A 20084-nucleotide genomic window follows, 5' to 3' on the forward strand; every position below is an offset into this window, starting at 1 on the left:
AATAACGTAAGACAGCCCCACTGAAATGGGGGTGCAGGGGGCGAAGCCCCTTGCCCGCCGGAGGCGTAAAAAAACGCTTACCTCGCCAAAGGCTGATTTAAAAACCCCAATCAGAAAAAATCTATGAATAACAACAAGATCAAGAAAATACACATGGTCGGCATCGGCGGTTCCGGCATGAGCGGCATTGCCGAGGTGCTGTTGAACCTGGGCTACGAGGTGCGCGGCTCGGACATGTCCGACGGCACGGTGGTGCGCCGTTTGCGCAAGCTGGGGGCCGAAATCTACATCGGCCACGGCGAGGGCAACCTGACGGACGCCCAGGTGCTGGTGAAGTCCACGGCCATTGGCGACGAGAACCCCGAGGTGGCGGCGGCGCGCAGGCGCGGCATTCCCATCATTCCGCGCGCCGAGATGCTGGCGGAACTGATGCGCCTGCGCACGGGCATCGCCATCGCAGGCACGCACGGCAAGACCACCACCACCTCGCTGGCGGCGGCCATCTTCGACGAGGCGGGCACCGACCCCACAGTGATCATCGGCGGGCGGCTGAATGCCTACGGCGCCAACGCGCGGCTGGGCGACGGGGCCTACCTCATTGCAGAGGCGGACGAATCGGACGGCTCGTTCCTGTGCCTGTTCCCCATCGTCACCGTGGTCACCAACGTGGACATGGACCACATGGACCACTACCCCTCGCAGCAGGCCATCGACGATGCCTTCGTGGATTTCATGAACAAGGTGCCGTTCTACGGCATGAACGTGGTCTGCGGCGACGACCCCGGCGTGCGGCGCCTGCTGCCCCGGGTGAAGCGTCCGGTCATCACCTACGGCTTCGGAGATGGCAACGCCATCCGGGCAGAGGTGCTGGCCTGCGCGGACACCAGCCTGTTCAACGTCATCGTCAACGGCGACGACATCGGTCAGGTGCGCCTCGCCCAGCCGGGCCGCCACAACATCCTGAATGCCCTGGCCGCCATCGGCGTGGCGCTGGAATGCGACATCGCGCCCGGAAAGATCGTGGCGGGCCTGGCCAAGTTCGGCGGGGTGGGGCGGCGCTTCGAGCGCAAGGGCGAGCGCGACGGCGTGCTGGTGGTGGACGACTACGGGCACCACCCGGCGGAAATCGCGGCTACCCTGGCCACGGCGCGCCAGTGCTTTCCGCACCGGCGGCTGGTGGTGGTGTTCCAGCCGCACCGGTTCAGCCGCACGCAGGCCCTGTTCGGCGAATTCTGCAAGGTGTTCGACGGCGTGGACAAGCTGCTGCTGACGGAAATCTACCCCGCGTCGGAAAAGCCCATCCCCGGCGTGAGCGGGCAAAGCCTTGCCCAGGGCATCCGCCAGGTATCCAAGACCGACGTGACCTATCATCAGGATTTTGATTCCGTGCTGGCGGCATTGCCCGAAGTGCTGCAACCCGGCGACCTCTTGCTGACGCTGGGCGCGGGCAACGTGACCACCATCGGCCCCCGTTACCTGGAAAGGGAATAGCATGCTCACGGTTCTCGACGGCCCCGTGCTTGCGCACCGCACCACGCTCCGCCTTGGCGGCAGGGCGCTGGCAGAGGTGCGCGCGGCCGGGCCGCGTGAACTGGACGAACTGCCCGGAACGCTGGCCCGCCTGGGCGGTGAGCCGCGCATGCTGGGCTGCGGCAGCAACATCCTTGCCGACGACGGCGAACTGCCCGTGGTGGTGGTGGCGCTGGATGGCGGCGGCCCCTTCGACACCGCGCCGGAAGTGACCGGCGAGACGGAGGACGGTCGCGTGCTGGTGCGCGTGGGCGCGGCGCAGCGGCTGCCGCGCCTGGTATCGCGCCTGGCCGCGTGGGGCCTGTGCGGCATGGAAGGTCTGGCTGGCATTCCCGGCGGGGTGGGCGGCGCGGTGGCCATGAATGCCGGGTCCTACGGGTGCGAATGCGGCGCCGCGCTGCATTCCGTATCCGTGTTTTCCCCCCTGCTGGGCCATGTGACCCTGGGGCGCGACAGGTTCCGGTACGGGTATCGGCATTTCGAGGTGCTGGACGAGGCTAGCGCGCCGCTGGGCGGCTGGTACCTGGTCACCGGGGCCACCTTTGCCCTGACGCGGTGCGACAGTGCCGTGGTGCATGCCGCCATGCGCGGCAATTACCTGAAGAAGAAAGCGACGCAGCCGGTGCTGTCACACAGTGCGGGTTGTGTATTCCGCAATCCGTCACCGCACAATCCGGCGGGCAAGCTGCTGGACGCAGCAGGGCTTAAGGGATACCGCATTGGTGGCATGGCATTTTCGATGGTGCATGCCAATTTCATGGTTAACGAAGGCCACGGCACTACAAAAGAGGCTTTCAGTTTATTGCAGTTTGCAAAAGTTGCCGTGAGTGAACGTTTTGATGTTGACCTTGAACTTGAAGTGAAGGTCTGGTCATGGCGATAGCGTTATCGCGCGGAAAGAAAGGCGCGAAGAATGCGTACAGCAGAAAAAGCGTGAAGCCGCAGAAGGCCACGCTGAATTCCGGCAACGGGATGCTGTCGTTCGCCAGATGGTTCTTCACCATGGTCTTGTCCGTCTCTTTGCTTGTCGGCATAAGCGTAGGTTTGTTGTACATCTACAGGTATGCGACAAGGTCTGAATATTTTGCAGTCAAAACTATTGAAGTCTCGGGCAATTTGAGGTTAAGACAGGAGGAAATCCTGGGGTTGGCGGGCATTGCCCCCGGCGCGAACAGTCTTGCGGTGAACATCGCGGATATGGAGTCGGGGCTGCTGCGCAACCCGTGGATTACGGAAGTATCCGTAAAAAGGTTGCTTCCTGACGGATTTGCGATAAAAGTCGCTGAACGGGAACCGAAGTTCTGGGTACAGCGCGGCGCAGAGCTGCTCTACGCCGACGAACACGGCAACATTATCGCCCCGGTGGGGGCGGGCCGGTTCACCTCGCTGCCCACGCTGGAAGTTGAAGCAGGGGCCGAGGAAGCGCTGGAGCGACTGCCCGAGATAACCGGCGACCTGAAGCGGGCAAGGCTGCCCGTGGATATCGCCCTGGTTTCGTGGGTGCGCCTGAGCCCCGGCAAGGGCGTGGAGCTGTATCTGGAAAACAGCGACCTGCGGCTCAGCGTTGCGCTGGAAGACTGGCGCGGCAACCTCGACAGGCTGGGTAAGGTGCTCGACGACCTTGCCCGTCGGGGTGAACTGAAGCAGGTGCGCGAGGTGAAGGCGGGGGGCGTCAACGTCTGGGTACAGAAGGACGCCGCCCTCGGCGGCTGACCCGGCAGTGCGAAACCGCACGGGCAGCCCCCATGGCACCCGTTCGGCATCGCGTAAACAGGAGTAGCAGATGCCCAAGTCGGATCTGATTGTCGGCCTTGATATCGGTACCACCAAAATCTGCGCGGTCGTGGGTGAAGCCACGCCCGACGGAGTCGATATCGTCGGCATCGGCACCAGTCCCTCCACCGGCCTGCGCAAGGGCGTGGTGGTCAACATCGAGCAGACCGTCCAGTCCATCAAGAAAGCTCTCGAAGAAGCCGAGCTGATGGCTGGCTGCGAAATCCGTTCGGTCTATGCGGGTATCGCGGGCAGCCACATCAAGGGCTTCAACAGTCATGGCGTCATCGCCGTAAAAGGCGGCGAGGTGGGCCCCAAAGACGTCGAACGCGCGCTGGACGCGGCGAAAGCCGTGGCCATTCCGCTGGACCGCGAGGTCATCCACATCCTTCCGCAGGAATACATCGTGGACGACCAGCGCGGCATTGCCGATCCCCTCGGCATGGCGGGCGTGCGGCTGGAGGTCAAGGTGCACATCGTGACGGGCGCCGTGACGTCCGCCCAGAACATCGTGCGTTCCTGCCACAGGAGCGGGCTCGACGTGTCGGACATCGTGCTCGAGGCGCTGGCCTCCAGCAAGGCCGTGCTGACCGAGGAAGAGAGGGAGATTGGCGTCGCCCTCGTCGACCTTGGCGGCGGCACCACCGACATCGCCGTGTTCTCCAACGATTCCATCAAGCACACGGGCGTGCTTGCGCTGGGCGGACAGAACCTGACCAACGACATCGCGTTCGGGTTGCGCACCCCCATGGTTTCGGCCGAAAAGATCAAGGTCAAGTATGGCTGCGCCATGGCCGACCTTGTGCGCAACGACGACCTCATCGAGGTGCCGAGCGTGGGCGGGCGCGATCCGCGCCGCCTGTCGCGCCAGGTGCTTGCCGAAATCTGCGAACCCCGCATGGAGGAGATCCTGTCGCTGGTGGATCAGGAACTCGTCCGCTCCGGCTTCAAGAACATGATCGGAGCGGGCGTGGTGCTGACCGGCGGGACGGCCCTCATCGACGGGTGCCAGGAGCTTGGCGAGCAGATTTTCAACATGCCTACCCGCATCGGCTACCCCCGGAATGTGGGCGGGCTGCGTGACGTGGTGAACAGCCCGAAGTTCGCCACCGCCGTGGGGCTTTTGCGCTACGGCGCGGAAAAGGAGGGCCTTGAACTCAAGTTCCGCATCCGCGACGGAAACGTGTTCAACCGCGTGCTGTCGCGCATGCGCAAATGGTTCTCCGACATCTCGTAAACCGCGGGTCCAACGGAATCAGCCAGTCGGACAAGGAGAGGCGTATGGAATTTCACGAGATCGATGCCGAAAGCACTGCGAAGATAAAGGTCATCGGCGTCGGCGGCGGTGGCGGCAACGCTGTCCAGAACATGATATCCTCTGCGCTGAAGGGCGTTACCTTCATCGCGGCGAACACCGATATCCAGGCCCTCAGCCGGTCTTCCGCCGAACTCAAGATCCAGCTCGGCGACAAGCTGACCAAGGGCCTTGGCGCGGGCGCCAACCCCGGCATCGGCCGCGATGCCGCCCTTGAAAGCATGAGCGCCATCAAGGATGCCATCGGCGAGGCCGACATGGTCTTCGTTACCGCAGGCATGGGCGGCGGCACCGGTACCGGCGCGGCCCCCGTCATCGCGCAGGCCGCCAAGGAAATGGGCGCGCTGACCGTGGGCGTGGTCACCAAGCCGTTCTTTTTCGAAGGCAAGAAGCGCCTGGAAGCCGCGGAACAGGGCATTTCCGAATTCCGCGAGCATGTGGACAGCCTGATCACCATCCCCAACGACCGCCTGCTTTCCCTGGCCCCCAAGAAGGCCACCTTCGTGGAAATGCTGAAGAAGGCGGATGAAGTGCTGTACTTCGCGGTGAAGGGCATTTCCGACCTGATCATGGTGCCCGGCCTCATCAACCTCGACTTCGCGGACGTGAAGGCGGTGATGGGCGAATCGGGTCTGGCCATGATGGGCGCGGGCATCGCACGCGGCGAATCGCGCGCCCGCGAGGCCGCCATGAAGGCCATCACCAGCCCGCTGCTGGAAGACGTGTCCATCGACGGCGCGCGCGGCGTGCTCATGAACATCACCTGCGGCCCCGACCTGACCATTGATGAAGTCAGCGAAGCCGCCGGGATCATCCAGGAAGCCGCACACGAAGACGCGCGCATCTTCTTCGGCACCGTGTTCGACGACACGGCGGGCGAGGAAATGCGCATCACCGTCATTGCCACCGGCATCGACGCGGACATGGTGGGCATTGAAGGCGCCGGCAAGTCGGGCACCGTCACCCCGTTCCGCAAGGGCGGGTCCATGGGGCAGGCCCAGCCCGCACCCCGTTCCGCCGCGCAGCCGCGTGCCGAGCAGGTGCAGCAGGCCAAGCCCGCTCCCCAGTCCATGCAGCCGCGCGGCATGGGCGGCTTCTCTGACGACGACCGCAACATTCCCGCCTACCTGCGCAAGCAGGGCCAGGCGCAGCCCACGGTGAACCGTGCCAATACCCACGCCCCCGGCGAAGAAGACTTCATCTTCGACGAGGACGAGTTCGAGATTCCGTCCTTCATCCGCAAGCAGGCGGACTAGCGGGCGGAAGTCCTGGCCGCTTTCCGCCCCGCCCGCGAGGCAGGGGGGATGCGGTTACCGGCCCTGCGGAACCGGCGTGCAACCGGGGGGGTACACCGCAGGCACCGGATTCCTACGCGCCACGCGCGCACGATAGACCCCGCGCTCGGGACGAAGAAGACGCCTCTCCATCCCGGCACGGTTTACGGGAGGGCCGCCCCCAAAAGGGGTGGCCTTTTCTCGTTGCGGGGCTGGATTTTTCCGTGGCAGTGGTTACGCTATATGCCGTGCGTGACTGCACGCATGCCCGCATGCCTGCCGGAAGATGACGGAGAGAGCCCCCACGTGCGCGTGCACGACACGGTGGCTTCGGGTGGGTGTGGTACGTCCGGCATGCCGCTGGCCTTGTCCGCCAGCCCCGTCCGCAGTCGTGTCCGGCGAACGGCTTAATGAATGCGCATATGCGGTCCGCAAAGGAGACAACCATGCTTCCGCAACGTCTTTCCGGGGTGCGTCGTACCCCCTTTGCAACATCGGTTTCGTTGGTCATTCCACTGTTGTTGGGGGTGCTGCTTGCGGCCTGCGCCCCGCTTACGCGCGGCCTGAGCGGCAACGCCGTGGTGTCGTCGTCGCGCCCGCCGGTGGTGGTGCGTCCGGCATCTGGGTTCGACCTGCTGGGCAGCGGTACCGCATCGCCCTTGCTGGATACCGAGTTGGGGCTGCGTCATGCCGACGTGGGCTGGGCCTTTTACGCCGATGCCACGCGCGAACGGCAACTTGCCGTCTTGCTGAGCGAAACGCCCACAGGCTGGCAGTGGGAACTGGACGTTTCCAGTCCCTGGCGCGAGGTGCGGCGCGACGTGTACGCCGTCGGCCCCGCGCGCTTTGCCGGTGCAACTTTTCTGATGCCCGCCCCTGCCGACCCGTTCGCCTCCATGTTGCCCGCGCCGCCCAGACTGGCGCCCGACGAGGGCGAGTGGCGCTGGCTGGTGCGGCGCTACACGCAACTGTTCGACTTCCGGGCGGTGAAGCTGGTGGTGGAATACCGCGAGCCCGTACCCGCCGGGGTGGGGGAACAACTGGCCGACGCGCTCGATGCCGGGCAATTGCCTGCCGGGCGTGCGGCGGCACTGCTGGGCGAGTTCGAGGCGCGGTCCCGCGCGGCCTTCACGGTGTTGGCCTACCCCGAGGGCGGTCTGCCTGCGGAGAACTTCGCGCATGATGCCAGCAGGGTGCAGGTGCGCAACCTGGGGGGCATGGCCGGGCGCATGGAGCCCATTCGCAACCTGCCGAGCGACGACAGGTAACGGGCAGGGCAGTGGCGGTCGGGCGCGGCCCCTGCCCCGGACATGCGCCACGCGATCTCGTGGCGGCCCTGTGCGCTCATGATTCCTCTGGCCCGCGCGCCTCGCGTGCACGCGCAACCGTCAGGTGACCCATGCCCAAGCTGATAGTCCTTGCCCTTGTCCTGCTGCTGGTCGGCTTCGTCTACGCGTTCATGTACCGCAACCCGGTTCGCAGGGGCCTTGCAGGGGACATGCTGGCATCGTCGGCGCGCCCAGTGCTGCTGGTGCGCCCGGCGCCCGGGCTGGCGCCCGCAGGGGCGGGCGTGGCGGACATAGCGCCGGATACGGCCAGCGCCACCGGCTCGGCCAGGGTGTATTATGCCCTGCATGCCAGCCCCACGCCCGGCGGGGGCGGCGGCACCCCGGTTCGCCTGGCAGCCCTGCTGGCGGAAGCTTCCAGCGAATACCGCTGGCCGCTGGACGTGGCGCCGGGGCCCGGCGTGGTGCTGGCCGAGGTGCGTGCCGCCACCGGCCAACTGGCGGGCATGACCATGCACGCCGCCACCTTCGCGTTGCCGCCGGACAGGGACGTGCTGGCCCCGGCCTTCGCCGACGACCCTGCGCCGTGGCGTTCCGGCGCGTTGGTGCGCAGGTTTACCGGACTTGCGGAGATGCGCCACGTGAAGGTGATGGTGGAATACCGCGAGCCACTGGCAAGGATCGGTGATGCGCCCGGAGAGGGTGCGCCCCGCTTCGGCCGCCCGACGGTGCTGGACGATCCGGCGGCGCTGGCGGCCTTCGAGGCGCGGGCGGAACAGGCCTTTCGCCTGGAACGCCCCGATGGCGACTGGACCAGGGGCAAGGACATCGCCCGGCTGGACGCCGCGCCGGAGCAGGTGAAACGCCGCGAAATCACCCGCATGCTCGGCATTCTGGAGCGCGACCGGGGGGACGACCGCTGAGGCGGGTCTTGCGGCGCCCGGAGGGGGGCGCTTTCACTGTTTTCGCGCATCTGCAAGGGCGCCCGTGCCGTGTCGGCAGGGGCGCCCCTTTCATTGTGCATTTTGTTGCGGTCGCCACGCGTGTCGCGCCCGTTCGCACCGTACGCGTGGGCCCGGATTGCTCGGGCCGCGCTCTTCGTCTTGGTTCTGGTGCCTTTTGGTTCTGGTGCCTTGCGGAAAGGGTTGTGGATTCGGCTTGGCTGAACGAAGGCGTTATTCGGCGCGCTTCACGTAGCAGACGATGCGGCCTTCGGCCACAGCCACGCCTGGCGCGGATTCGGAGGCGATGCGCACGAAGATGTTGCCGATGCGGTAGCCCTGCAACCGCACGTCGGCCTCGGCTATCAGATCGGCGAAGGGGGCGGGCCGCAGGAAGTCCACGCGCATGTCCACGGTGGAAACCATGTCGTTGGGGCCGAAGTGGGTCCACAGGGCCACGTTGCCGCAGATGTCCGTCAGGGTGGAGATGACCCCGCCGTGCAGCGCCCCGCGCGACTTGTTGCCCGCGAATTCTTCGCGGAAGGGCAGGCGCAGCCGGGCGTAGCCGGTGCGAACCTCCTCCACCCGGATGCCCAGGTGGCGGTGCCAGTCCACGTGCTGTTCGACAAAGGCGACAAGGTCTTCATGGACGGTGCTCACGGAGCCTCCCTGGGGCGGTTGCAAGAAAAGGGGCGAGGAACATTGCCCCGCCCCTTTGTATATCCGATGTGGGTCGTGCGCGCCACTGGCGGAGGCAATCGCCTCCTTGGACAACTGTCCGATCAGGCCGGACCGGCCTTGCGCCGATTCGTGAAGTCCGCCCGATGCACGAAGTCTGCCCGATGCGCGCAATTCGTCCGGTACGCTCGGTTCGCCCGGTACGCCGGTTAGCCTAGCGCCGTGCGGCCATGGCCTGCAAGCGGGCGATGCGTTCCTCCATGGGAGGGTGGGTGCTGAACAGGCTGGCCATGCTGGCCCCGCTGAACGGGTTCACGATGAACATGTGCGCGGTGGCCTGGCTGCCGTGCTGCATGGGCACCTTTTGCGACCACGCCTGCAACTTGGCCAGGGCACCGGCCAGGTACAGCGGGTTGCCCGCGAGCCTCGCGCCCGTCTCGTCGGCCAGATACTCGCGCGAGCGGGAAATGGCGAACTGGATCAGCGAGGCGGCGATGGGCGCCACGATGGCCATCATGATGGCCACCAGCGGGCTGGTGCCACCCTCTTCGTCGTCGCTGCGGCCAAAGCCGAAGATGGCCGCCCACTGCATCATGTTGGCGACGGACACGATGACCGAGGCGAGCACCCCGGCCACGGTCTGCACCAGGATGTCGCGGTTGGCGATGTGTCCGATCTCGTGGGCCAGCACGCCCTTCAGCTCTTCTGGCGAGAGGATGCGCATGATGCCGTGGGTTACCGCCACCACGCCGTGGGCCGGGTCGCGCCCCGTGGCGAAGGCGTTGGGGGCGTCTTCGGGTATGACGCACACGCGCGGCTTGGGAATGCCCGCGCGGGCGGCAAGTTCCTCTACCATGGTGTGCAGCATGGGGGCGTCCTGGGGGGCAACCTCCTGCGCGCCGTACATGGAAAGGACGATCTTGTCGGAATACCAATAGCTGCCGACGTTCATCACCAGGGCCAGGATCAGTGCGATCATGATGCCCGTCTTGCCGCCCATGGCCCCGCCAAGGACGATGATGATGCCCGAAAGAAGGGCAAGCAGCATGGCGGTCTTGATCTGACTGGTCACGGTCTGTGCTCCTTGCGTAGGGTATGCGCGGGATGGACCGCGCGGTTGGTTGTCGGGCGGATGGGCCGTGCGCGGGCCGGAGGCCGCCACGCCTGAACGGGCCGGGCCGCATGGCCGCGCGGCGCGTCTTTCCGTCTGCCCGCCTGCGCAACTATGTAATATCGCAGCGGGAGATGACAAGGGGGGTGACGCCGCAATGCTGAGGCAGCGGGCCGTGACGGAAGAGGGGGGCGCTTTTGTCGGCGGCAGGGTGGGGCACGGCCTTGTCGGCGTGCTGCGTAACCCCATCGACCCATTGCGGAAGGGGATACGCAGCGCGAAGGTGCGGCAACGGATGTGGCGCATGCGCATCCCGGCACCGCCAAATTCCTTTCGGACGGGGCGCCGGGATGCGTCGCGGATGGTGCGACGCGTGTGTGCGCAACGCAAAAACAGGGGAGGCTCCGGGAAGCCGTGGTCCCCCTAGTGGGTGATCATGCCTGCCCGCAGCATCATGTGGAAGCGGCGGGCCATGGACTGCGGCAGGGGCGAATCCCACATGCCCAATGCCTGCGCAATACCCCAGGCCGCCAGCAGCACCAGCACGCACCCGGCGGCAATGGACCAGGCGGGCAGGCGGCGTTTGCCGGGCAGGCTTACCGACAGGCAGCCGTCCACGGGGCAGGCGCTAATGCATTCCGTGCAGCCCACGCATTCGCCGGAAGATAACCGCTCCAGCCGTTGCACGGGCAGGGCGGCGGGGCAGGCGCGCGAGCAGCGCCCGCAGTCCACGCAGGCTGCCGGGTCGCGCCGCAGCGCCACCGGGGAAAGGCGCGCCAGCAACGACAGCAGCGCGCCGTACGGACACAGCACCCGGCACCAGAAATAGGGCAGCAGCAGCGAACCCACGCCCAGCACGGCGAACACGATCAGCGCGGTGTTGCTGGGCGCCAGAAAGAACTGGAGCATCCGGGTATCGGCCACGAAGTTGTAGGGCGAAAGCAGGAAGCCCTCTATGGATTCCACGTCCATGGACACCACGGATATCCACGCGAACTGCGCCAGCAGCAGGTATTTGGGCAGCGAGAGCAGGCGCGCAACGCGCGGCCCGGTGCGCCGGGCAATGCCAAGCCGCGTGCCCAGCCGGGCCAGCAGCGACGAGACGAAGCCCACGGGGCAGATGTACCCGCAAAAGCCCTTGCGCAGCAGCAGGGCCATAAGCAGCACGCCGATGAAGATGAACAGTCCGGCGGGGTGCACCGGGTCCCACTGGCCGGTGACCAGCAGCCGCTTGAAGGCGATCAGCGCGCTGATGGGCAGAAAGCCTTCCACGGAAGGGGGCTTGGGCACGAAGTCTTCGGTTTCGCCCATGGCCCAGCGCACGTACAGGAAAAAGCGCCATCCGGCGTAGAGCAGGAACAGGGAGTAGGCGGCCTGCACGCCAAGGCGGATGCGGGCGGGGGATGGCAGGCGGAACGGGGAACGCGGCACGGAATGCTCCTTGGGGCTTGGGCTGGCGAAACGGGCCGATGGCCCTTGGTACTGGCGGGATACGGCTGGCCGGGCTGGGGGCGTGCCCGAGCCGGGCCGAGCCGGGCCGAGCCGAGTCGGATCGAGCCGAGTCGGGCTTCATCGGGCAGGGCGGCGGGGTGGCACCCACCCCGCGCGCCGATTTTGCGCCCCAAGTGCGAAACTGTCCGTCGGGCAGGCGACAGTTGCGGCACGGCGGGCGCATGGTGTCCGGCATCTGATGGCGGTGCGTGGCCAGGTGCGGAGCCACGGATGCCCGCAGCCACCGTGGCACGGAGGGGCGGGCATGTCCGTGACATGGGTCACGGTGAAGCATGCGGAGCGTTGCGTCCATGCCCTGACGGCGGCGAAAACCGCCATGCCGGGCAGTGGGGCATATGCCTGCCGGGCCAGGGCGTCATCGCCCTCACCATGCCGCGCAAAGGCGAACGGACGGGATATGCCTTCCCGCCCGTTGCGTGCACCGGCTTTCGAGCCTGTGCCCTTGAAAGATGGCGCGTCTACCCCGCGCGGGTCAGGATGGCCCCGGCAACGATGACGCAGGCTGCCACCGCGCGCCAGCGGGTAAGGGGTTCCTTCAGCACCAGCACGGAGATGGCTGCGGCAAACAGCACGCTTGTTTCGCGCAGGGTGGCAACCAGGGCGATGGGGGCGGATGCCATGGCCCAGATGACGATCCAGTATCCGCCAACGGCCATCAAGCCGCCCGCCGCGCCGCCGCGCCAGTTGGCGCGGATGTCCACCAGCCCTTTCCGACCGCGTCGGGCCAGCAGGATGGCGAACATGATCAGGCCGTCGAACAGGAACAGCCACACGGCGTAGCCATGCGGCGTGGCTCCGGCGCGTGCGCCGATGCCGTCGGTGACGGTGTAGCAGGCGATGAACAGAGCGGTGGCCAGCGCAAAGGCCACCGCGCGCCCGACGGGCAGGCCACGGGCGCGTCCGGCCTGTTCGGCCTGTTCGGCCCGTCCGTCTCGTCCACCCTGCCCACCCTGTAAGGACATCAGGCAGATGCCCCCCGCCAGCACGGCCACGCCCGCACTGGCAGCGGGGGAAAGCCGTTCGCCGAAGGCTGTGGCCATGACCAGGGCCACGATGAGTGGCGCGCTGCCACGGGCTATGGGGTAGACCTGTCCCAGGTCGCCCATGCGGTAGGCCTGGGCCAGGAACAGGTTGTACCCGGTGTGAAATGCCAGCGAAGCGGCCAGCCATGGCCATGCGGCGGGCGGCGGAGGGGCGACGAAAGGCAACACCGCCAGGGCCACGCATGTCTCGGTCAGGGTTACTATGGTAACGGCAAGAAACCTGTCCAGGTCCGCCTTGACCATGGCGTTCCATGCCGCGTGCAGTGCGGCGGCGGAAAGGACGGCGACAAGCACGACCGGTTCCATGGGGACCTTCCTCGCTGATGGAGTGGGGGCGGGATGCGTTGGCGTTGCGTCCGTTCCTACGGCAAACGGGGACGGCGTCAAGCCTGCGGGAAGCGGAAGGATGCAGCGGGCCGGGTACGGCGGGCATGGCGGACATGGCGGGCACGGCGCCCTGGAGCGTGGACCCGGAAAACGCGAAACGGACGGCCGGGGCCGTCCGCTTCCTGCGCGGGCCATGGCCGAGCGTGAACCCGGCGCAGGCCGCATGCCCGTGAGGGCGAAAACCGTGTTCTAGTGGTGGTGCGGATCGTTAGGGGTGGTGCACTTGATGTAGCGCAGCGCGATGGCCACGCCCAGAATACCCGCGATGAACCATGCGAAATCCATGACAGCCTCCTTCTGGTGCCCCGGCGCGGAACGCGCGCGGGTTGTGCGCAATTTCCCAATCCTCAGCTCAAGGTGTAGCGGAAAGAATCAGGAAGTTCAAGGGGCTTGCCGCAGGAGGGGGAGGGCTTGCGCGGGGGGCACGGGCGGTACGCGGCGGACACTGGTGCCCGGTCCTGCCCGGATGCACCGGGCGACGGAAGGTTGCGGAGACGCGGGATGTTCGCCGGGATCAGGCCCGGTGCAGGCCTGCTGCCGCAAAGCCCCGCCGGGCCTCGTCCACGAAGCGGCGCAGCCTGTCCGGGCACTTGCGGCCATCCGGGCCTTCCACGCCGGTGTGCGCGTCCACCCCTGCCGGGCGCACCCGCAGGATGGCCGCGCGCACGTTATCCGGATTCAGCCCCCCGGCAAGAATCACCGGGCGGGGCGAGCGGCGCACCAGTTCTGCGCTCACTGCCCAGTCGTGGGTGCGGCCGGTGGCCCCGTCCGCGCCGGTGGCCGGGTCGTGGGTGTCGGTGATGAAGGCGTCGGTCAGGGGGGCCAGTTCGCGCACGGTGTCCAGCAGTTCCGGCAGGTTGCCATCGGTGCGCACCACCAGGCTCTTGATCAGGAACAGGTCCGGCAAAGCGCGCCGCAGCCGGGCCAGTTCGCTGGCCGCCACCGGGCCGTGCAGTTGCAGGCGGCGCAGCCCCAGCGCGCGGCAGAACGCCGCCGCCTCGGCCCCGTCGGTGATGTAGGTGATGCCCACGGCCAGCAGGGGCGGTGCGGGCAGGCGTTCCACCTCGGCCACCAGCCGGGCGGCCTCGGCTTCCGTCAGGTCTTCCGCGTTCACCGGCAGGCGCAGGGGCAGCCCCATGGCGTGCACCCCGGCCTCGCGCAGGGCCAGCGCCTCGGCCATGTCGTGCACGCCCGCCACCTGGATCAGCCCGGTGCAGGGCGCGCCGCGCTCCAGCCGGGGGATGGCGGAAAGCGCGTCGCCGGTCATGCGGTCACGCCGGGCACCATGCCGCCGTCCCCGCGCGGGCCGCAGTGGGTGATGCGGCCATCGGCCAGGCGCAGCACGTGGCTGATTTCCGGAATCAGGTCGCCCTCGTGGTGGGTGACCAGCACCATCTGCACGCCCGCGCGGGCCAGTTGCCCCAGCAGGGCCAGGAACGCGGCGCGGCTGGCCGGGTCCAGCCCGGAGCACGGCTCGTCCAGCAGCAGCAGGTCCGGCGCGCCCGCCAGGGCGCGGGCCAGCAGCACCCGGCGCAACTGCCCGGTGGACAGGGTGCGGATGCGCTGCCCGGCAAGGCCCGCCGCGCCCAGCATGCGTAGCCAGTGGGCGGCCTCGGCCCGCTGGTCGTCGTCCGGCTCGTCGTACAGGCCGATGGTGCCGGAAAATCCGGTAAGCACCAGTTCCTCGGCGGTCAGGTCGTACCCGTAGGTGGCCTGCAACTGGTCGGACACCAGGGCCACGCGGCGGTGCAGCAGGGGCAGGTCGCGCAGGGATGCCTGTTGCGCCTGTTGCGCCTGTTGTGCCTGTCCGCGCCGGGCCACCCCGCAGGATGCCTCGTCCGCGAACCACACGATGTCGCCGCCCACGGCCACGTTTTCCTCGCCGTGCAGCAGGCGCAGCAGGGTGGACTTGCCCGAGCCGTTGGGGCCGATGACGCACCAGTTTTCGCCGCGCCGGATGGTCCAGTCGATGGCATGCAGCACGTGCACCCGTTCGACGAACACGTCGGCGCGTTCGATGCGGGCCAGCACCGGGGCCAGCGCCACACCGCCGTTCACGCCGGGCATGCCGGGCACGGCAATGTCCTTCGTATCCGGGGTGTCCAGCCCGTCCCCCCCGCACACGCCGGAATCGGAGGGCAGGTTGGCCATGACTTCCGCCAGCGGGCCTTCCGCCATGATGCGCCCCCCCTGCACCAGCAGGGCACGGGTGAGGCAGGCGGGCAACTGGTCGGTGCGGTGGGTGGCGAACAGCACGGTCACCCCCAGCGCGGCGGCATGGTCCACGGCGCCCAGCACGGCGGCGCGGGCCGTGGCGTCCAGCCCTTCGCACACCTCGTCCAGCAGCAGCACGGCGGGCTGGCGCACCAGGGCGCGGGCCACCAGCAGCAAGCGCAGTTGCCCCTGCGACATGGCGGGCACCTTGACGTCCAGCAGGTGGGCGGCGCCCAGGCGGCGGGCAAGGTCGCGCGCGGCGGCGATGCGTTCCGCGCCGGGGTCTTCGTAGAGCAAGGGGGTGTCGTAATAGCCGGTGAGCAGCAGTTCCTCGCCGGTGAGCAGCCAGCCCTGGCGCATGTAGCGCTCCTGCTGGGCTGACGACACGCTGGTGCACAGGGCGCGCCCGGCGAGGGGCGACGTTTCGGGATGTGGCAAGGCGTCGTCGCCCGCGGGCGGGAACCAGGTCACCTGCCCCCCGTCGATCTGGTCGGGCCGGGTGGTGCCGCGCACCACGCGCAGCAGGGTGGACTTGCCCGCGCCATTGCGGCCGAATACGGCCCAGCATTCCCCGGCGCGCAGGGTCCAGCATGCGCCGTCCAGGGCGCGGCGCCCGCCGAAGCTGACGCGGACATCATCCAGCACCGCCAGGGGGGCGGCGCGGTCGGCAGGGGGCGAAGGTGTGGTGGTCATGATGATTGGGGATAATGGGAGAAATGGGGAGTGGTACAGGAAGGGCCGGGAACAACGGCGTGCCGTTTGGCGCGCCCCTAGAAAGGCCGCTGGTGCATCACACCCTTCTGAAACCACACGCTGTGCGTGTAGCCGAAGCGGCGGGCGTATTCTTCCAGCTGGTCGAAGCCCCAGGCCACGGTGGAGGTGCAGTGCGCGTCCGAGCCGAAGGTGATGGGCAGTTCCAGTTCGCGGGCCATTTCCATGATGGTGGGGCAGGGATAGATTTCCTTGCACAGCTTGCGCAGCCCGGCAGAGGATATTTCCATGGCCATGCCCGCCGCGCGCAGGGTGGCGAGGGCATCGCGCACCTGCTGGCGCGATTCCGGGCGCTCCAGCCATTCGTGAAAGGCCTCCACCGCGAATATCTTGATGATGTCCGGGTGGGCGGCGATGTTGAACATGCCCGACGCTCCCATGCGGCGCAGGCTGTCGAAATAGCGGACGAAGGCGTCGTGGGTCTGTTCGGGCGCAAGGTCCTTCCAGTCGTCCACGGTGCAGTCGAAGCCCCAGGTGCCCAGAAAGTGGATGCCCCCGATGATGTAGTCGAAGGGGTAGCGGTGGATGGTTTCCGCCGTGAAGGGTTCCTGCCCCGGCAGCCAGTCCATTTCCAGGCCCAGCAGCACGGTCTTGCCGTCCTGCCGTCCATTGGCCAGGGCGCGTACCTCGTCCACGTAGCGGGGAAAGCCTGCCGTCAGTTTGTCGCGGTAGTCCCTGGGATAGGAATAGGCGAGGGGGCGGGGCGAATGTTCGGAAAAGCCGAAGACTTCCATGCCGCGATCCATGGCGGTGGCGAACATTTCCTCCACGGTGGCCTGCCCGTGGGAATGGCTGGTGTGGGTGTGCAGGTCGACGGTGATCACGGCGGTGTGTCCATGGCCGCCCGGTGCTGGCGGGCGGGTTGGGGTGGGATGCTCCGGGGGGATGAGCCGCCCGAACTGGCCTGACGGACTGGTTGCCCGAACTGGCTTGGTGGACTGGCTTGGCGGACGGGCTGCGCGGGGAGCGCTGGTGGTGATTATTCCTTGGGGCGTTCCATGACCCGCACGAAGGCGTTGCGCACGGCCTCGATGATCTGCTCGTCGCGCACCGGATCACGCAGCACGATGGTGCCGGTCTGGGCGTAGCGCGGGGCCAGGTTGTTCAGCGCCAGCGCGTAGATGTCCTGAATGTCCTTGGGGTCCGGGGTGTACACGGGCGGTTCGCGCAGCACCTGTTCCATGGCCTTGATGACCCGCAGTTCGTTGCGGTTGCGGATGTCGGTCAGGTCGATGTCGCCGATGCGGTACTTTTCGCTTCTGGGCGCCATGGGCAGGCCTCCTCGGGTGGGGGGGGGGGATGGATGTCCGGGGGCGAAGGCGCGGGATTTCACCGTGCGCGCTGTGGGGCACCATGCTGCGTATCCACGTCGTGCGTGCGGCACGTGCCGCATTCATGAACATAGCAACGGCGCAGGCTGGTCGCAAGCGCGCGTACCCTTGCCGCAATGCGAAGCCGCCGCCCCTTCGACCCGTGCGGACGAAAGGGCGGCGGCGGGCGTTCGATGCAGCAGACAGGAAAGATGTGCCTGCGGATGGAGCGCGTGGGCAGGTGCTGCGCGCGCATCCCGCCTTCGGCGTCATCCGGTGCCCTGTCCGTCCTGTCCGCGTGGTGAAGCGCTACTCCCCGCCCTTCAGGCGGCGGCGGATTTCCTTGGCAGCCCTGCGTCCCGCGCCCATGGCCAGGATGACCGTGGCCGCGCCGGTAACGATGTCGCCCCCGGCGAACACGTTGGGAATGGAGGTTTCGCCGGTGTTCTCGTCCACCTCGATGTAGCCGCGCCTGCTCAGCTTCAGCTGCGGCGTGGCTTCCAGCAGGATGGGGTTGGGCCGGGTGCCCACGGCGATGATGGCAAGGTCGGTGGGCAGTTCGTAGGTGTCGCCTTCCACCGGCACCGGGCTGCGGCGGCCCGATGCGTCCGGTTCGCCAAGCTGCATGCGTTGCAGGGTGACGCCGGTCAGGCGGCCCATCTCGTCGCCGTGGAAGGCCACGGGATTGGCCAGCAGTTCCAGGATCACGCCTTCTTCCTCGGCGTGTTCCAGTTCCTCGTGCCGGGCGGGCAGTTCGTCGCGGGTGCGGCGATAGACGATGCGCACCGATTCCGCGCCCAGGCGCAGCGCCGTGCGCGCGGCGTCCATGGCCACGTTGCCGCCGCCGTACACCGTCACGTCGCGGCCCTGGTAGACGGGGGTGTCGTAGTCCGGAAAGGCGTAGGCCCGGCCCAGGTTGACGCGGGTAAGATATTCGTTGGCGGAAAACACCCCGGTCAGGTTTTCGCCGGGCACGCCGAGAAAGCGCGGCAGCCCCGCGCCCACGCCGATGAATACGGCGCGGTAGCCTTCCGCGAACAGGTCATCCACGGAAAAGGTGCGGCCACCCACCCAGTTGGTGACGAAATCCACTTCCTGGGTGCGCAGGGCCTGCACTTCCTTTTCCACGATGGCCGATTTCGGCAGGCGGAATTCGGGAATGCCGTACACCAGCACTCCGCCCACCTCGTGCAGGGCCTCGAACACGGTCACCTTGATCCCGCGCGAGGAAAGGTACCCCGCCACGGTCAGGCTGGCCGGGCCGCTGCCGATGCAGGCCACGCGCAGTTCCGGGTCCACCGCCGGGCAGGTCAGCCTGGCGGCAAGGTGGTCGCAGGCGTCGAGGGCCATGTAGGTGTCGGCCACGTAGCGTTCCAGGCGGCCGATGGCCACGGGCTGGCCCTTGGCGTTCAGCACGCAGGCGCCCTCGCACTGGTTTTCCTGCGGGCATACCCGACCGCACACGCCGGGCAGGCTGTTGGTCGACTTGATGGTGCGGTAGGCGCCTTCCAGGTCGCCCTTGGCAAGCTGGCCGATGAAGTCCTTGATGGGCACTTCCACGGGGCAGCCCTTGACGCACTTGGGGTTCTTGCATTGCAGGCAGCGTCGGGCCTCTTCCGTGGCCATCTGCTGCGTGTAGCCCACGGCCACTTCTTCGAAGTTGCGGATGCGCTCCTTGGCGGGCTGGCAGGGCATGTCCACGCGCGGGGTGATCTTGCGGCCCCCGGCGGGCTTGCGTTCGGCGGTGGCGGTCATGGTCTTACTTCTCCCCCGCGCAGGTACACTTGCAGTGGTGGTCGTACGATGCCTTCTCCTGCGGCTTGAAGGCGGCAAGGCGCTGGCGCAGTTCGTTGAAGTCCACCTTGTGGCCGTCGAATTCGGGGCCGTCCACGCAGGCGAAGCGGGTTTCGCCGCCCACGCTCACCCGGCAGGCACCGCACATGCCGATGCCGTCCACCATGATGGAGTTCAGGCTGACCGTGGTCTTCACGCCGAAGGGTTCCGTGGTTTTCGCCACCGCCGCCATCATGGGCACGGGGCCGACGGCCACCACCTCGGACACGGTCTTGTCGGCCTCCAGCCGCTGGCGCAGCAGGTCGGTGACCAGGCCCTTGTGACCGAAGCTGCCGTCGTCGGTGGACACCAGCACTTCGGGGCAGAAGGAGGACAGTTCGTTGTAGAACAGCAGCAGGTCCTTGCTGCGCGCGCCGATGACGGCCACCACGTGGTTGCCCGCCTTGTGGTGCCCCTTGGCGATGTGATGCATGGCCGCGATGCCCGTGCCCCCGCCCACGCAGATGACCGTGCCCGCCTTTTCGATGTGGGTGGGCTTGCCCAGCGGGCCGCACAGGTCAAGGATGGAATCGCCCGCGTCCAGGGTTTCCAGCAGGGCGGTGGACTTGCCCATGACCAGATAGACGATGGTGATGGTGCCGCGTTCGGGATCGGCGTCGGCGATGGTGAGGGGAATGCGTTCGCCCTTTTCGCAGACGCGCAGGATGACGAAGTTGCCCGGTAGCGCCTTTTTGGCGATGTGCGGCGCGTCGATGACCAGCTTGCTGGTCTGGCCGGGGATCAGGCGCTCTTTTTCCAGTATCTTGCAGGGCATGCGCGTGCTTCCTTCCTTGCGGGGATTGGCTGTCCGCCGTGGTGCTGTCGCGTGGTGCCACAGTATGCCGTGCTTGCGCGGGCCGCGCCGTGGCGGACGACGGTTGCCGGGGCGCCGTGGCGAAAACGGCTGCAACCGGTTGAACGGTCAGCGACCTTCGTAAGTTCTGCGCCCGTTCAATGCAAGAAAAATGCGGGTTGCGCGGGCGCTCGGTCGTATGTAAATTAATGTATCACGTCAGCGGTGGAACAGGGCGCGCACACCATCCTCCCCAATGGGGGACGGCCATGAGCTGGCAGGTTCCGCCTGCCTGGGCTGTTTTCGCCTGACC

At 67.4% G+C, this 20084-nt stretch carries 17 protein-coding genes; 7 read left to right on the forward strand and 10 right to left on the reverse strand.

The window, feature by feature from the left end:
- The first annotated feature begins 123 nt into the window (after window positions 1–123).
- From murC to ABWO17_RS15235, 7 genes are all read left to right on the forward strand, one after another.
- Window positions 124–1491 carry a UDP-N-acetylmuramate--L-alanine ligase gene (gene murC, locus ABWO17_RS15205; protein ID WP_353119989.1) on the forward strand — a complete coding sequence of 456 codons (1368 nt, stop codon included), beginning with the start codon at window positions 124–126 and terminating at the stop codon, window positions 1489–1491.
- 1 nt (window position 1492) lies between these two features.
- Window positions 1493–2413 carry a UDP-N-acetylmuramate dehydrogenase gene (gene murB, locus ABWO17_RS15210; protein WP_353119991.1) on the forward strand — a complete coding sequence of 307 codons (921 nt, stop codon included), beginning with the start codon at window positions 1493–1495 and terminating at the stop codon, window positions 2411–2413.
- A complete protein-coding gene (locus tag ABWO17_RS15215) occupies window positions 2404–3243 on the forward strand; it encodes a cell division protein FtsQ/DivIB (protein WP_353119993.1) in 840 nt (279 codons plus the stop codon). The genes murB and ABWO17_RS15215 overlap by 10 nt, the downstream gene beginning before the upstream one ends.
- A gap of 70 nt (window positions 3244–3313) precedes the next feature.
- On the forward strand, window positions 3314–4540 hold the full coding sequence (gene ftsA, locus ABWO17_RS15220) for a cell division protein FtsA (protein ID WP_012612098.1): 1227 nt from the start codon (window positions 3314–3316) through the stop codon (window positions 4538–4540).
- Window positions 4541–4584: 44 nt separating this feature from the next.
- A complete protein-coding gene (gene ftsZ / locus ABWO17_RS15225) occupies window positions 4585–5874 on the forward strand; it encodes a cell division protein FtsZ (RefSeq protein ID WP_353119995.1) in 1290 nt (429 codons plus the stop codon).
- A gap of 464 nt (window positions 5875–6338) precedes the next feature.
- Complete coding sequence (locus ABWO17_RS15230; protein WP_353119997.1) at window positions 6339–7160, forward strand: DUF4851 domain-containing protein; 822 nt, start codon at window positions 6339–6341, stop codon at window positions 7158–7160.
- Window positions 7161–7291: 131 nt separating this feature from the next.
- Window positions 7292–8101 (forward strand): DUF4851 domain-containing protein, encoded by an 810-nt coding sequence (locus ABWO17_RS15235; protein WP_353119999.1) that lies wholly within the window; start codon window positions 7292–7294, stop codon window positions 8099–8101.
- 252 nt (window positions 8102–8353) lie between these two features.
- On the opposite strand, the gene ABWO17_RS15240 is transcribed toward ABWO17_RS15235, so the two are convergent.
- The 10 genes from ABWO17_RS15240 to ABWO17_RS15285 form a co-directional block, all read right to left on the reverse strand.
- The gene (locus ABWO17_RS15240) at window positions 8354–8779 is read right to left on the reverse strand and encodes a PaaI family thioesterase (RefSeq protein ID WP_353120001.1); all 426 of its coding nucleotides are present in this window, start codon (window positions 8777–8779) and stop codon (window positions 8354–8356) included.
- 232 nt (window positions 8780–9011) lie between these two features.
- Entirely contained in the window at window positions 9012–9869 is an 858-nt protein-coding gene (locus tag ABWO17_RS15245) for a zinc metalloprotease HtpX (protein ID WP_353120003.1), read from the reverse strand.
- 462 nt (window positions 9870–10331) lie between these two features.
- The gene (locus ABWO17_RS15250; RefSeq protein WP_353120005.1) at window positions 10332–11339 is read right to left on the reverse strand and encodes a 4Fe-4S binding protein; all 1008 of its coding nucleotides are present in this window, start codon (window positions 11337–11339) and stop codon (window positions 10332–10334) included.
- A gap of 539 nt (window positions 11340–11878) precedes the next feature.
- A complete protein-coding gene (locus tag ABWO17_RS15255) occupies window positions 11879–12769 on the reverse strand; it encodes an EamA family transporter (RefSeq protein ID WP_353120007.1) in 891 nt (296 codons plus the stop codon).
- A 595-nt stretch (window positions 12770–13364) separates the two neighbouring features.
- Complete coding sequence (locus tag ABWO17_RS15260) at window positions 13365–14117, reverse strand: phosphoribosylanthranilate isomerase (RefSeq protein ID WP_353120009.1); 753 nt, start codon at window positions 14115–14117, stop codon at window positions 13365–13367.
- On the reverse strand, window positions 14114–15757 hold the full coding sequence (locus tag ABWO17_RS15265) for an ATP-binding cassette domain-containing protein (protein WP_353120011.1): 1644 nt from the start codon (window positions 15755–15757) through the stop codon (window positions 14114–14116). Before ABWO17_RS15265 ends, ABWO17_RS15260 begins: the two co-directional genes overlap by 4 nt.
- Before the next feature lie 77 nt (window positions 15758–15834).
- On the reverse strand, window positions 15835–16659 hold the full coding sequence (locus ABWO17_RS15270) for a histidinol-phosphatase (protein WP_353120013.1): 825 nt from the start codon (window positions 16657–16659) through the stop codon (window positions 15835–15837).
- A 155-nt stretch (window positions 16660–16814) separates the two neighbouring features.
- Window positions 16815–17105, reverse strand: a complete 291-nt coding sequence (locus tag ABWO17_RS15275; protein WP_353120015.1) for a late competence development ComFB family protein — start codon at window positions 17103–17105, stop codon at window positions 16815–16817.
- A gap of 349 nt (window positions 17106–17454) precedes the next feature.
- Entirely contained in the window at window positions 17455–18900 is a 1446-nt protein-coding gene (gene gltA / locus ABWO17_RS15280) for an NADPH-dependent glutamate synthase (protein ID WP_353120017.1), read from the reverse strand.
- Between the two features lie 4 nt (window positions 18901–18904).
- Window positions 18905–19753, reverse strand: coding sequence for a sulfide/dihydroorotate dehydrogenase-like FAD/NAD-binding protein (locus tag ABWO17_RS15285; protein ID WP_353120019.1), 849 nt, complete (start codon window positions 19751–19753; stop codon window positions 18905–18907).
- Window positions 19754–20084: the final 331 nt, after the last annotated feature.

Origin of the sequence: Nitratidesulfovibrio sp. (assembly GCF_040373385.1) — a bacterium.
Taxonomy (GTDB): domain Bacteria; phylum Desulfobacterota; class Desulfovibrionia; order Desulfovibrionales; family Desulfovibrionaceae; genus Cupidesulfovibrio.